Below are 12,081 nucleotides of genomic sequence, written 5' to 3'. Positions count from 1 at the left end.
GGGAGCCGCGGGCGGCACGGCGTTCGGCCTGGCCACGACCTGGGGCGCCCGCCTGGCGGCCGGTTCCCGGTTCGTCGCCGACCTCGCCGGGCTGCCCGCCCAGCTCGCGTGGGCCGACCTGCTGATCACCGGCGAGGGCCGGCTGGACGAGCAGAGCTGGACCGGCAAGGTGGTCGGGCACGCGGTCGCCGAGGCGGTGCGCGCCGGCACGGCGGTGGCCCTGGCCGTCGGCGCCCGCGCCACCACGCCACCCGACCACGTCGCGGCCTGCGTCTCGCTCATCGACCTGGTCGGCGACGGCGCGCTCGCCATGCTCGAACCCGCCAGGTGGCTCACCGAGGCGGGCCGCGCGCTGGCCCGCGACCTACCGGGCCGGTAGCGCCCCCGCGGCACGGCGACGTGCCGCCACGGCGTCCTCCACGTCCAGCTCCAGCAAGTGGTGGTTGAGCGCGATGGCCGCCTTCGACGCCGCGCCCGCCGCCGAGATCAGCTGCGCCGGCGAGTCCACGACGTTGCCCGCCGCCCACACGCCGGGCACGCTCGTGCGGCCCGTCGGGTCGGTGACGACCCAGCCGTTGTCGCCCGTCTCGCACCCGAGAGCGGTCAGCAGGCCGTCCGCGGGTGTGAAGCGCGGGCCGACGAACACCGCCGACCTGGGCACGACCCGGCCATCCGCCAGCTCCACGCCCCGCACCCGGTCGTCCCGCACCACGATCCGCGCCACGTCCCCGTCGACGACCTCGACGCCGCGGGCGGCGAACCGCTCGCGCTCGGCGTCGTCGAGGGTGATCCGGTGGGGGAAGAACACCACGTCGTCGGACCACTGCCGCACCAACGCCGCCTGGTGCACGGTGAACGGCCGGTTCTCCCCGCCCACCACGGCGATCGGCGTGTCGCGCACCTCGTGCCCGTGGCAGTACGGGCAGTGCAGCACGTCCACGCCCCACCGCTCGCGGACACCGGGGAGGTCGGGCAGCTCGTCGCGCAACCCGGTCGCGACCAGCACCGCGCGTGTCACCAGGTCCGGCCCGTCCTCCAGTCGCACGACGAACCCATGCCCGCCGTCCCGGTCGACGCCCGCCACCCGGTCCGGCGCCACCACTCCCCCGTACCGGGTCACCTCGTCCCGGCCCACGTCCAGCAGCCCGCCGGGCGCCATCCCGTCGCGCGACAGGAAGCCGTGCAGGTGCCTGGCCGGCGCGTTGCGCGGTTCGCCCGCGTCGACCACGACGACCTTCCGCCGCGCCCGCGCCAGCACCAAGGCGGCGCTCAGCCCGGCCGCGCCCCCGCCGACCACCACGACGTCGTGCTCCATTGCGGTCCCCCTCGCATTTCCGCCCCTTCCGGCGGGCACGCCGAAGACACCCACACGTCCGGATGCCGCCCCCGCCGGTGAACCCGGGCACTCGTCCGGGATCGTGGGTACCGTTGGAACCTAGCAGATTGTTTACTGGTTAACAAAGGCGGTGGCGGCATGGCCGCGCTCTCCCTCCGGGCACGCACCCGTGAGCTGTGGGACGAACACAACCCGGGCCTGGACACGTCGCCGATGGAGGTCGTGGCGCTGGTCAAGCGGATCACCGCGCTGCTGGAGCTGGCGGTCGAGCCGATCTACGACGGCGCGGAGCTGACCGCCGCCGAGGTGAGCCTCCTCGTCCCGCTCCGGCACGTCGAGGAGGACGTGACCGCCATCCGCCTCGCGGAACGGCTCAACATGTCGCGTGCGGGGGTCAGCAAGACGTTGGCCAAGCTGGAACGACGGGGCCTGATCGCCCGCGTCCCCGACCCGGCCGACCGGCGCGCCGCCCTGATCACCATGACCGACACCGGCAAGGCCGCGATCGACGACCTGTTCCCCCGGGAACTCGAAGCCCACGGCAGGCTCCTCGCCGGCCTGGGCCCCGACCGCGCCGCCGTCGTGAGCGCCCTGACGCTGCTGGCCGACACGATGGAGGCCGCGCTCGACGCGTGAACACCGACGTCCCGGTCCGGCTGATCAGCCGGACCGGGACGTCGCGCGCCGGGTCGGTCGACCCTGGCGCGGCCCGCACCCCCGGGATCGTGGTCGGGAGACCCCCAGGACTCCCGAAGTCCGCCCTAGCCGTGGGCGGCGCGTTGGCGGGTCCGCGGGCGTTGCGGACCGTCGGTGAGTGATCGCACGACGGGGTCGTGCCGGTGGCGCTTGGCGGACAGCAGGGCCGCGTCGGCGCGGAGCAGGAGGCCGCGCAGGTCCGGCTCCGGGTCGGTGAGCGCGAGCCCGACCGACGCCGACAACCCGCCGACCTCGACCACCTCGCCGGTCACCGCGGTCACCGGCACGACGAGCCGGCCGATCTCCCGCGTCACGTGGCGGGCGATGCGGGACGCTTCCGCGCCGTCCGCCGGAGCCAGCAGCACGACGAACTCGTCGCCGCCGTACCGCCCGACGACGTCACCGCGCCGTGCCGCCGCACGCAGGACGTCGGCCACGGCCGCGAGCACCGCGTCACCGGCCAGGTGCCCGTGCTCGTCGTTGATGGTCTTGAAGCGGTCGAGGTCGACGAGCAGCAACGCGCACTGCCGGTCCTCGCGCTCCGCCCACGCCAGCGCGTCGTCCGCGTCGGCCTGCCACGCGCCCCAGACGAGCAGCCCCGTGTGGCCGTCGAGCGTCCACCTGCTCTCCAGCGGCGCGCCGCACGCCAGGCAGCACCGCGTCGAACCGGCCGCGCGGCGGGGCCTGCGGGCCAGCCGCCGGCGCAGGCGTGCGAGAACCCCACGCCGTCCCGCGTCGCGGATCACGTCGTGGTTCTTCTCGTGGTGTCCCGCCATGTCCGTCCCCGGTCACGTCGATCGGGCAGGCCGGAACGACCTGCTGATCACGGTGCGCGGGGATCGGCCCGAGGGCGACAGAACCGACCCAACCCACTGTCGTGGGGGCAGCACAAGGCTATTGACCGGGATGCCGGGAGTCAACGAACGCGGTGCACCGGAAGCGATCGCGTGAACACCATTGGTTACCGATGGGTTCACGTGCCACCGCCCGGCCTGCCGCCGTGCGGACGTCCGTGGAGCGGGAACGCGGCCGCGCGGCCGGCCCCCTACTGGGACCGGCCCTGATCAGGCCGGCGCCGGTCAGTCGACGCCGATCAGGCCGGCGCCGGTCAGTCGACGCCGATCAGGCCGGCGCCGGTCAGTCGGTTCGGGTCGCGGGGTTCGAGAGGGTGACCAGCGCGGCGGTGGTGTGCTGGTCCAGCAGCATCAGGTTCGCGACGACGTGGACCGGCATCCAGTCGCCGGTGGTCGACCGCAGCCGCAGCACGCTCTCGACCCGGCCGCTCGTCGCCAGGCCCTGGGACAGCTCCTTCGCGACGGCGAGGTCGTCGGGGTGCAGACCGGGCGGGCGCTCGACGTCCAGCTCCCAGGCGACGCCGGGCATCGGGTCGTCCAGCCACCGCAACAGGGTCAGGTTGCGCAGGTTCACCACCGCCCGGTGCTTGCCCGGCTCGCGCGCCGCCGCCAGCACCTGCTGCGCCAGGACCACCGGCCGCGGCGGCGGAGCGCTCGGCGTCGCCTCCGCAGGACCGATGTCGTGCGTGATGCCCCGTAAGACGACCTCCCTGCGACCCTCCGCGGTGATCTCCTCCACGGCCCGGCACGCGAAGTTCGCGGCGCGCAACTCGCCGTCGTCGCGCCGCACGGTCCACGTCGCCTGGTGCTCGGACCCCGGCTTCGACCGCACGATCGTCGCCAGGGCCGCGGACTCGTCGGCGTTGGTGACCAACCGGCCGAACGCCTCCGCGGTGGCCCGCTGCGTGCGCCGGTCCTCCGGGGCCACGCCGTACAGGTCGAGCAGGTCGTCCGAGCCGCCGATCTTGTCGGTGGTCAGGTTGAAGTACCAGGCGCCGGCGGGATCGCGCGGCGGCGGCTGCTCGTCGAGGCCGCCGAGCCACGCGTACACGCCGTGCACCCGCCCCGCGAACGTCACCAGCGGCAGGCCGATCATCCGACGTCGCCCGTCCGCCGACGTGGTCTCCGTCGGCTGTTCCGACGCCACCACCCGCGCCACGAGCGCGCGCACGTCGTCGAGGTACCGGCCGCGGCCGAGCACGGACTTCAACGGCACCATGCCCTTCGGACTGCTGCCCACGCCGATCACCGTCGGCTCCTCGTGGCCTTCCCCGCCGAACGTCTCGATCAGCAGCCATCTTTCGGCCACCGCAACCACCCCCGTGCCGTCGTCGCCCACCCCAGCGCTGAACGGATCGGGTGAACCCTATCGCCGCAACAACCCCGCGCGCAGGAGACGGGGCAAGAGGTTCTGGTACGAACTGCCGACGAGCCGCGCCAGCCACGAGACGAGCCGCGCGTCCGGCCCCACCAACACCTGCGCGCGGCGGCGTTCGGCGCCGTGGAGGATCACCTCCGCCGCCGCGCCGGCGTCGGTCCGGGCGATCCTGCGGTCGAACGCCTCGGCGACCGCCGCCGGGTCCTCGCTCGGCGCGTACCGGCCGCGTCGCATGATCGGCGTCCGCACGCCTCCCGGCACCGCGCACGTCACCGCGACCGGGTGCCCGTCCGCGGCCAACTCCTGGCGCAACGCCGCCGTGAACGCCCGCACCGCGGCCTTCGACGCGCTGTACGCGCTGTAGTAGGGCATCGCGGCGAGGCCGAACGCGCTGGACACCGTCACCAGCCGGCCGTCGCCGGACGCGACGAGGTGCGGCAGGAACGCCTTCGCCGTCCACACCACGCCGCGCACGTTGACGTCGAACACGTGCTCGACGTCGACGAGGTCCGAGTCGAGCAGCGCGCCGACGTGGATGACCCCGGCCACCGCGAACACCGCGTCGACCCGCCCGTACTCCGCCAGCACCGCCGCCGGGTACTCCGCCACGGCGCGCCGATCGGTCACGTCCACCACGTCCGTGCGGACGCGGGCGCCCAACTGCCGGCACCGGCGCCCGGTCTCGGCGACGGCGTCCGCGTCGAGGTCGGCCAACGCCACCCGCGCGCCCCGTGCCGCCAGGGCCAGCGCCAGGGCCCGCCCGATCCCCGACCCCGCGCCCGTGACCACGGCGACCCGCCCGACGTTCGCGCTCACTCCGCACCTCCCGCTCGTCCGGGGCACGTTCCACAGTGGATTCCCCCGGCACGCACTCTGCCGCACCCGCGCCGGCCGCCGCAGCGGCACGCCACGACCGGTGGCCGCGACTACGGACCCCCGACCCGCCGAACGGCGCCGGAGTTCCCCGTTCCCAGCGGGCGGCGAGCGGGTCGGCCGGTAAGGTCGTCGTCGTCACCGCGTCCAAATGGTGGACGCGCCATCCACATGAGGAGACACGTGACGACCGTCCTCGTTCCCGGCTCGAAGTCCGTGACGGCGCGTGCACTCTTCCTCAGCGCGTGCGCCGACGGGACCAGCTCGCTGCGCGACCCGCTGCGCTCGGACGACACCGAGGCGTTCCGGGAGGGTCTGTCCGCGCTCGGGTACGCCACCGAGGTGTCCGACCGGACGTGGGCGGTCACCGGCCGGCCCGCGGGACCGCCGCTGGAGGGCGCGGAGGTGTACTGCCGGGACGCCGGCACCGCCGCCCGGTTCCTGCCCGCCCTCGTGGCGACGGGACACGGCCGCTACCGCGTCGACGCGTCCGCGCAGATGCGCCGCCGCCCGATGGGACCGCTGGGCACGGCGCTGCGCACGCTCGGCGTGGACCTCGTGCACGAGGACGCCGACGGCCACCTGCCGGTCGTGGTCAACGCGCGCGGCGTGAAGGGCGGGCGCATCGAGCTGGACGCGACCGTGTCGTCCCAGTTCCTCACCGCGCTGCTGCTCATGGCGCCGCTGACCCGCGACGGCCTGGAGATCGTGGTCACCGGGATGGTGTCGCGGCCGTACGTCGACATGACCGTGCGGATGATGGCCGACTTCGGCGTCGAGGTCGTGCGCGACGGCGACGTCTTCCGCGTCGCGCCGCAGACCTACACCGCTCGCGACTACCAGGTCGAGCCCGACGCCTCGACGGCGAGCTACTTCTTCGCCGCCGCCGCGCTCACCGGCCGGACCGTCACGGTGCCGGGGCTCGGGCTCGGCGCGCTGCAAGGCGACGTCGAGTTCGTGCGCGTGCTGGAGCGGATGGGCGCGGACGTGCGGTTCGGCGCGACGGACATCACCGTCACCGGCACCGGCGAGCTGCGGGGCGTCGAGGTGAACATGCGGGACATCTCCGACACCATGCCGACGCTGGCGGCCATCGCGCCGTTCGCCGACGGGCCGGTGCGGATCGTGGACGTCGGCAACACCCGGGTCAAGGAGTGCGACCGGCTGGACGCGTGCGCGACCAACCTGCGCCGCCTGGGCGTCGACGCGGTGACCGGGCCGGACTGGATCGAGATCCGACCGGGCGTCCCCCGGCCCGCGCTCGTCGACTGCCACGCCGACCACCGGATCGCGATGAGCTTCGCCGTGACCGGGCTGCGCACGCCGGGGCTGGAGCTGGACGACCCCGGTTGCGTGCGCAAGACGTTCCCGGAGTTCCACGAGGCGCTGGCCGACCTGGTCGCCCGCTGGGACCGGCTCGGTTAGCCGACGTCCATCCCGCCGTCACCGCCCTCGCCGTCGGGCGTCGACTCGTCCGGCTCGGTGTTGGACGAGCCCGCCTGTTCGTCGGCGAACGTCGGCTTCGTGTGCTCGTCGGCGAAGTCGGGTTCCTCCTCCATGGCCGCCGCGGTGACGGGGTCGATCTCCGGTGTGCTCACGTCTGCCGTCCTTCCCGGGGCCGGAGTGCGTCAAGTCCGCGGGATACCCCGCCGCCGCTCGGGTGACACCACGGGGAACCACCGGGACGCCGACCCGTGCAGCCGGTTGGCGACCTCACCGGCAAGGCCCGGTTCGTGGGCGGGGCGTGCGGCCTGTGCGCCACCGACTGGGACGTGACGCGGAAGAACCCGGCCTGACCGGGCGGGGCGCCGCCGTGCCGTCGTCGGCGGACGCGGCGGCACCCCGTCGCACGGCTCAGGCCGGGCTCTCCGCCTTGCCGCCCTTGATCATCAGCGAGCCCGCCACGGCGACCACCGAGATGATCGCCGCGAGCAGGATCGACGAGTGCATACCGCCCATGTCGGCGCTCGCGGTGGGCTGGCCGGACGCCGCCAGTTCGGCGGCGCGGGCGCTCATCACGCTCACCAGCAGGGCCACGCCCGCGGCGGCGGCCAGCTGCTGGGTCGTGCCGAAGATCGCGCTGCCGTGGGAGTACAGCCTGGCCGGCAGTGCGCCGAGGCCCGCCGAGAACAGCGGGGTGAAGGTGAACGCCAGGCCCAGGCTCAGGGTCAGGTGGAACACCAGCACCAGGGCGGCCGGGGTGGAGCCGTCGAAGCTCGTCGCGAACCACAGGGACGCGCTGGTCGCCGTCGTGCCCACGATCAGCAGCAGGCGCGGGCCCACCCGGTCGTAGAGGCGGCCGACGAACGGCGACAGCAGGCCCATCAGCAGACCGCCGGGCAGGAGCAGCAGACCGGTGGCGAGCGGGTCGAGCAGGAGCACGTTCTGGGTGTAGATCGGCAGGATCGTCACCACGCCGAGCAGCAGGCCCATCGTGATCATCATCAGGGCGCTGCTCAGCGTGAACGTGCGGGACGCGAACGTCCGCAGGTCCAGCAGGGCGCGTTCGTGGCGCTGGAGCGCGACCTGGCGCAGCACGAACGCCGTGATGCCGAGCACACCCACCGCGAGCGACGCCCACAGCGTGGCCGTCGACCCCGCGCCGCCGCCGTGCCCGATGTTCGACAGGCCGTAGACCAGGCCGCCGAACCCGAACACCGACAGCACGACCGACAGCACGTCGATCGGCGCGCTGCTCGACTCGCCGATGCGCGTCACCCAGCGCAGGCCCAGGACCAGCGTCGTCACCGAGATCGGCAGCACCACCCAGAACATGGCGCGCCAGCCGTACTGGTCGAGGACCAGGCCGGACACCGCCGGGCCGATGGCGGGCGCGACGGAGATGACGATCGAGATGTTGCCCATCACCGCGCCGCGGCGGGCGACCGGCACGAGCGTCATGACGGTCGTCATCAGCAGCGGCAGCATGATCGCGGTGCCGCACGCCTGCACCACGCGTGCCGCGAGCAGCACGGTGAAGCCGGGCGCGAGCGCGGCGAGCAGCGTGCCGGCGCTGAACAGGCTCATCGCGATGCCGTACAGCACCCGTGTCGGCACGCGCTGGATGAGGTAGCCGGTGACCGGGATGACCACCGACATGGTCAGCAGGAAGCCCGCCGTGAGCCACTGCCCCACGGCCGCCGTCACGTTCAGCTCGGTCAGCAGGACCGGGAGCGCGACGCCCATGATGGTCTCGTTCAGGATGACCACGAACGTGGCCACGAGCAGCACTCCGATGACCGCGCGGTCGCTGCGGCTCAGTGCGGGCGGCGGCGCCACGGCGTCGGTCACACCTGCGGAAGTCATGCGAAATCCCCCAGAAGGAAAGAACGGGCGCGGGAAAGGGCTACAGCGCCCTGAACGTCGACAACCCTACCTCCGGGGTCCGACAACGGGACGCGCATTTCCCCGCCGGCGAACCCGCGGGGGCTGCGGGTGAGGGAGATCGCCGAGGCCGCGTCGGGCGTGGGTGCCGGGGCGATCACCGCGCGGGGCGGCGGGTGGAGAGCGGCGGCCCGGCGGTGTGGGGTGCGGCCCGGCGGTCAGACTCGGGGCATGTCCTCTACCGGGATCCAGGTCGGGTGCTTGCCGGCGAGGTCGTCGCCCGACGAGCGGCCGCGCAGGCGGCGGTTGATCCAGGGCAGGACGTGCTCCCGGTAGTAGCGGGCCTCGGCGCGCAGGGTGCGGCGGGCCACCGGGCCCGGTTCGACGGCTTGCGCGGCCGTGGTGTGGCCCAGCGCGGTCAGGACCAGGGACGCGACGCGGTGGTGGCCGGCGGCGTTGAGGTGGAGGCGGTCGGGTGACCAGTACTCGGGCCGGCGGACCTCGGCGTCGTTGAACGCGTCCACGAACAGGACGTCGTGGCGGGCGGTCAGCTCGGCGATCGCCTCGGTCAGCACCTTGCCGCGGCGGTGGATGGTGCGGCCGAACGGCAGCCCGTCCGACGGGTCCGCGCCGCTGAGCACCACCAACCGCACCCCGGCGTCCACGCAGCGCCGCATCGCGCGCTCGGTCAGCGCGACCAGCCGCGCCAGGTCGCAACCGGGGCGCATCATGTCGTTGCCGCCGCCGTTGAGGGTGAGGAGCGTCGGCGCGGGAGTCAGGGACAGCGCCGCGTCGAGCTGGGTCGTCGCGATCGGTTCGAGCAGCCGGCCGCGGACGGCGAGGTTCGCGTAGTGGACCGTGTCGTCCAGCGCGGCGGCCAGTCCCGCCGCGACCAGGTCCGCCCAACCGCGGGGCGTGCCGTCGGGCCGCTCGTCGCCGACACCCTCGGTGAAGCTGTCGCCGATGGCAACGTATCGCACTGCCGGTGCCCCTCCCGCCGATCCTCGGCTCCCAGCATATGCGGCGTCGATCAGGTGACGGCCGACACGCCTCAGCAGACCTGCTTGGCCGCGAGCACCCGGCGCAGCGCCTCGTCGACGCGGGCCGGGGTGAGCGTGCCGGCGGCCACCGCGCGTTCCAGGTGGTCCAGCACCTCGGGCAGGCGCCCGCCGGACGACCACAGGGCGATGTCCGCGCCGGCGACGAGAGCCTGGGTCACCGCGTCGGGCAGGCCCATCAGGTCCGTCACGGCACGCATCGCGCCGAGGTCGTCGGTCATCGCCGGTCCGGTGAAGCCGAACTCCCCGCGCAGCAGGGTGTAGGCCTCCGGGCTGAGGGTCGCGGGCCTGCCGCCGGTGAGGCCGGGCACGTCGACGTGACCGAGCATCACCACGACCTCGCCGAACCGGGTGATGTGCCGGTAGGGCACGAGGTCGGCCCCGCGCAGCGCGTCGAGCGGCGGCGACCGCACCGCGCCGAGGTGGGAGTCCCCGGTGGTGTTGCCGTGGCCGGGGAAGTGCTTGAGCACCGGCGTCACGCCCGCGTCGTGCAGCCCTTCGGCGAAGGCCAGGGCGTAGCCGAGGGCGGTGTCCGGGTCGGGGCTGAACGACCGGTCGCCGATGACCGTGCGGTCGGGTTGGGCGCTGGTGTCGACCACAGGCGCGAGGTCGGTGGTCACGCCGCGCTCGCGCATCGCCTGCCCCCGCTGCCGCGCGACGGCACGCACCTCGGCCGGGGACAGGTCGGCGGCCATGCTCCGCGCACTGGGCATCGGGCCGGCGATCGCGTCGAGCCGCTGGACCCGGCCGCCCTCGTCGTCCACGGCGACGGTCAGCGGCAACGCGGCCGCGGCGTGCACGGGGGCCAGGGCGCCGGCGCTGAGCAGACCGGTGTGGTCGCCGCCGATGAAGATGCCGCCCACCTGCTCGCCCTGGACCGCGGCGAGGGCGTCGGCGGGCCCGCTGGGGTCGACGCCGACGACGAGCAGCTGCGCGAGCCTGGCCCGCAGCGGCAGGGAGGCGATCTTCGCGGTGCACGGGTCCACGGAGGGCGTGGTGGTCACGGCGGACGTGCTCGCCGCCGGACCTTCGGCCTCGGCCGGCGCGGGCTGTGACGGCGCGGACGTCGTGGAGAGGGCCGCGGGCGACGACGTCCGGTCGCCGAACGTCGTGGTGGTCGCGACGGTCGTGCCGGCGAGCAGCGCCCCCACCGCCACGAACAGCAGCAACGTCGAGGTGCCGGCACCCCGGCGACCGGAACGCCTCACGGTCCGGTCACCCGCCGGCTCATCGTCCCGGTCTCCTCGTCGCACCTCGCGCGTCCACGGCATCACGGCCACGGTACGTGCGGGCTCCCGAGATCGCAGCCGCGGGACCGCCGGGACGGCGTTCCGAGTTCGTGGGACGGGACACGCCGGGAGGCGCTACTGAAGCGGTAAAGGTGATCGTCCGGGTGGTCGGGGGCGAGGCGGCGGGCACGGCGTGGCCGGACACTACTGTTTGGACCATGGCGAGAGGACGGGTCACCCGCGAGGACTGGACGATGGAGGCGCTGCGCGCCCTGGCCCGCGGCGGGGTGGCGGCCGTGGCGGTCGACGTGCTCGCCGGCGAGCTGGGCATCACGCGCGGCAGCTTCTACTGGCACTTCAAGGACCGCGAGGCGTTGCTCGTGGCCGCCGTGGAGTTCTGGGAGCAGCGGGCCACCGCCGACCTCATCACCCGGCTCGCGTCCCTCGACGACCCGGAGGACAAGCTCCGCGAGGGGTTCCGGGTGGCGCTCGGCGCGGAGGTCGTGCCGGGCCTGGAGCCCGCGCTCGTCGCGCACGCCGACCACCCCGTCGTCGGGCCGGTGCTGACCCGCGTGATCGAGCGGCGGATCGCGTTCCTCGCCGACCTGTACGCCGAACTCGGCCTCACCCCCGCCGTGGCACGGCGGCAGGCCGTCTTCGCCTACGCCGCGTACCTGGGCTGGGCGGACCTGCGGCGCGCCGCGGCGTCCGTGGTGCCCGAGGTCGCCGCGGAAGGCCCTCGCGGTCGCGCGGCGCTCAAGCACCTCATCGACCAGTTGAGCGCCGTCCGGTGAGGGGTGCGCCCGGTCACCTCGCTTGACATGCACTCCTGCACGGATCAACCATACAGCGGTGTATGGTCAACTGTGCGGGAGGTGGGTGCCATGTCGCGGCGAGCACTGACGTCGTTCCGGATCGGCGCGTGGGCGTGGGTGATCACCGGCGCCGGGCACCTGGCGGCCGAGGGGGCCTTGGCGCTGCGCCCCGCGGACCCCGAGGCCGCCCACGTCCTGACGGCGATGAGCGAGTACCGCATCGAGGTCGTCGGCATCGCGCGCAGCCTCCGCGACCTCGACCGCGGCATGTCGTTCGTGATGGCCGCGGCGCTCATCTTCGGCGGGGTCGTGTGCCTGCTCGTGGCGCGGTCCGCCCCCGACCTGGTCACGCGGTCGCGGTCGTTGAGCGGACTCGCGCTCGGCGCGTCCCTGGTCGTGCTCGCCCTGTCGGTGGGGCTGCTGCCGGCCCCGCCGATCGTCCTGTTCACGGTGGCGTGCGCCGCGTTCGGCTGGGCGCTCGCCGCCCACCCCGCGCCGGCCGACCGGCCGACGCCGGT

13 protein-coding genes are annotated in these 12,081 nt (G+C 74.3%); 5 read left to right on the top strand and 8 right to left on the bottom strand.

What is annotated here, in order from left to right; all coding sequences use genetic code 11:
- Positions 1–379 (top strand): glycerate kinase (locus tag ACFQ3T_RS28660; RefSeq protein WP_380727836.1); only part of this gene is annotated, 379 nt, incomplete at its 5' end.
- On the opposite strand, the gene ACFQ3T_RS28655 is transcribed toward ACFQ3T_RS28660, so the two are convergent.
- Positions 365–1,315 carry an NAD(P)/FAD-dependent oxidoreductase gene (locus ACFQ3T_RS28655; RefSeq protein ID WP_380727834.1) on the bottom strand — a complete coding sequence of 317 codons (951 nt, stop codon included), beginning with the start codon at positions 1,313–1,315 and terminating at the stop codon, positions 365–367. The two genes, ACFQ3T_RS28660 and ACFQ3T_RS28655, sit on opposite strands and share 15 nt — an antisense overlap.
- Positions 1,316–1,474: 159 nt before the next feature.
- Between ACFQ3T_RS28655 and ACFQ3T_RS28650 the strand changes: the two genes are divergently transcribed.
- Complete coding sequence (locus ACFQ3T_RS28650; protein ID WP_380727832.1) at positions 1,475–1,972, top strand: MarR family winged helix-turn-helix transcriptional regulator; 498 nt, start codon at positions 1,475–1,477, stop codon at positions 1,970–1,972.
- A 125-nt stretch (positions 1,973–2,097) separates the two neighbouring features.
- Here the strand turns inward: ACFQ3T_RS28650 and ACFQ3T_RS28645 are convergent, their stop codons facing one another.
- From ACFQ3T_RS28645 to ACFQ3T_RS28635, 3 genes are all read right to left on the bottom strand, one after another.
- The gene (locus ACFQ3T_RS28645; protein WP_380727830.1) at positions 2,098–2,808 is read right to left on the bottom strand and encodes a GGDEF domain-containing protein; all 711 of its coding nucleotides are present in this window, start codon (positions 2,806–2,808) and stop codon (positions 2,098–2,100) included.
- Positions 2,809–3,169: 361 nt separating this feature from the next.
- Positions 3,170–4,195, bottom strand: a complete 1,026-nt coding sequence (locus ACFQ3T_RS28640) for a GAF domain-containing protein (RefSeq protein ID WP_380727828.1) — start codon at positions 4,193–4,195, stop codon at positions 3,170–3,172.
- Between the two features lie 57 nt (positions 4,196–4,252).
- Complete coding sequence (locus tag ACFQ3T_RS28635) at positions 4,253–5,080, bottom strand: SDR family NAD(P)-dependent oxidoreductase (protein ID WP_380727826.1); 828 nt, start codon at positions 5,078–5,080, stop codon at positions 4,253–4,255.
- 240 nt (positions 5,081–5,320) lie between these two features.
- Here ACFQ3T_RS28635 and aroA point away from each other — a divergent pair, with 240 nt between their 5' ends.
- Positions 5,321–6,562 carry a 3-phosphoshikimate 1-carboxyvinyltransferase gene (aroA, locus tag ACFQ3T_RS28630; RefSeq protein ID WP_380727824.1) on the top strand — a complete coding sequence of 414 codons (1,242 nt, stop codon included), beginning with the start codon at positions 5,321–5,323 and terminating at the stop codon, positions 6,560–6,562.
- On the opposite strand, the gene ACFQ3T_RS28625 is transcribed toward aroA, so the two are convergent.
- From ACFQ3T_RS28625 to ACFQ3T_RS28610, 4 genes are all read right to left on the bottom strand, one after another.
- The gene (locus ACFQ3T_RS28625) at positions 6,559–6,735 is read right to left on the bottom strand and encodes a hypothetical protein (protein ID WP_380727822.1); all 177 of its coding nucleotides are present in this window, start codon (positions 6,733–6,735) and stop codon (positions 6,559–6,561) included. The two genes, aroA and ACFQ3T_RS28625, sit on opposite strands and share 4 nt — an antisense overlap.
- A 256-nt stretch (positions 6,736–6,991) precedes the next feature.
- Positions 6,992–8,443, bottom strand: coding sequence for a DHA2 family efflux MFS transporter permease subunit (locus tag ACFQ3T_RS28620; protein WP_380727820.1), 1,452 nt, complete (start codon positions 8,441–8,443; stop codon positions 6,992–6,994).
- Positions 8,444–8,679: 236 nt separating this feature from the next.
- A complete protein-coding gene (locus ACFQ3T_RS28615; RefSeq protein WP_380727817.1) occupies positions 8,680–9,441 on the bottom strand; it encodes an SGNH/GDSL hydrolase family protein in 762 nt (253 codons plus the stop codon).
- A 71-nt stretch (positions 9,442–9,512) separates the two neighbouring features.
- Complete coding sequence (locus ACFQ3T_RS28610; protein ID WP_380727815.1) at positions 9,513–10,727, bottom strand: glycoside hydrolase family 3 N-terminal domain-containing protein; 1,215 nt, start codon at positions 10,725–10,727, stop codon at positions 9,513–9,515.
- 239 nt (positions 10,728–10,966) lie between these two features.
- Between ACFQ3T_RS28610 and ACFQ3T_RS28605 the strand changes: the two genes are divergently transcribed.
- Together ACFQ3T_RS28605 and ACFQ3T_RS28600 are read left to right on the top strand one after the other, a co-directional pair.
- Complete coding sequence (locus tag ACFQ3T_RS28605; protein WP_380727813.1) at positions 10,967–11,542, top strand: TetR/AcrR family transcriptional regulator; 576 nt, start codon at positions 10,967–10,969, stop codon at positions 11,540–11,542.
- 90 nt (positions 11,543–11,632) lie between these two features.
- Positions 11,633–12,081: LIC_13387 family protein (locus tag ACFQ3T_RS28600; protein ID WP_380727811.1), on the top strand; the 449-nt coding region annotated here is incomplete at its 3' end.

The sequence above is a fragment of the Saccharothrix hoggarensis genome (assembly GCF_042678885.1).
Taxonomy (GTDB): domain Bacteria; phylum Actinomycetota; class Actinomycetes; order Mycobacteriales; family Pseudonocardiaceae; genus Actinosynnema; species Actinosynnema hoggarensis.
This window is presented reverse-complemented; position numbering and strand designations above follow the sequence as displayed.